This window comes from Paraburkholderia sp. BCC1885 (assembly GCF_900996235.1).
GTDB lineage: Bacteria > Pseudomonadota > Gammaproteobacteria > Burkholderiales > Burkholderiaceae > Paraburkholderia.
Genome location: NZ_CAAJGM010000038.1, coordinates 1 through 666 on the forward strand (window position 1 = coordinate 1; position 666 = coordinate 666).

General features: G+C 62.5%; 2 protein-coding genes. Both read right to left on the minus strand.

Annotated features, from left to right (window positions below; translation table 11 throughout):
- The coding region (locus FQ755_RS03185) for a TetR/AcrR family transcriptional regulator (protein WP_144150928.1) at positions 1-375 on the minus strand (375 nt) is incomplete at its 3' end.
- Positions 376-425: 50 nt separating this feature from the next.
- A partial coding sequence (locus tag FQ755_RS37780; RefSeq protein WP_222105708.1) for a hypothetical protein occupies positions 426-666 on the minus strand: 241 nt, incomplete at its 5' end.

A 666-nucleotide genomic window follows, 5' to 3' on the forward strand; every position in this document is an offset into this window, starting at 1 on the left:
CGCGCGACGCCGCTCAGCGATCCGGCGCGCGAGCAGCGCGCTCTCGCTTTGCGCGTGACCGCGCGCTGCTTCGAGGACAAGACAGCCGGTGCATTGGGGATCGTGAGCATAACGGTGCGCCGCAAGTTCGAGCAAATCCACGAGCGCCTCCGTCGGCGATCGATGCGGCTGCAGGATGCCGGCCAGCGGCAGCTCGGTGCTCGCATATCGCTCCAGCACGTGTTCGAAGAATTTCGCCTTGCTGCCGAACGCGGCATAGAAGCTCGGCGGCGTGATGCCGAGTGCGGCCGTCAGCGCACTCAGGCCTACTGCGTCATAGCCGGTCATATGAAACAGGCGCTGACCAACCGCAAGTGCCGTGTCGGGATCGAACATGCGTGGACGACCACGCCCCGGCCTGGCTGCAGAATTTAAATTAGTGGCCACTACAAAAATCCTTGCATCATCGTTCGCCAAATAATATAGTGGCCACTACTTAAAAACAAGGCTTGGCGCCTTGCCTCGACGGAGCCATATCGAGGGAGAAAACGCCGATTGCGCCATTCGTCGCCACGAACCACAACAGTCGTGCCGACCGCCCGCGCATGTCGCTTTCGCGCCCAGTCAGCGGCGCAAACGGCGTTCGCCGCGCCCACTACCACCGCCGTGGTCATGGTCGATTCCCCC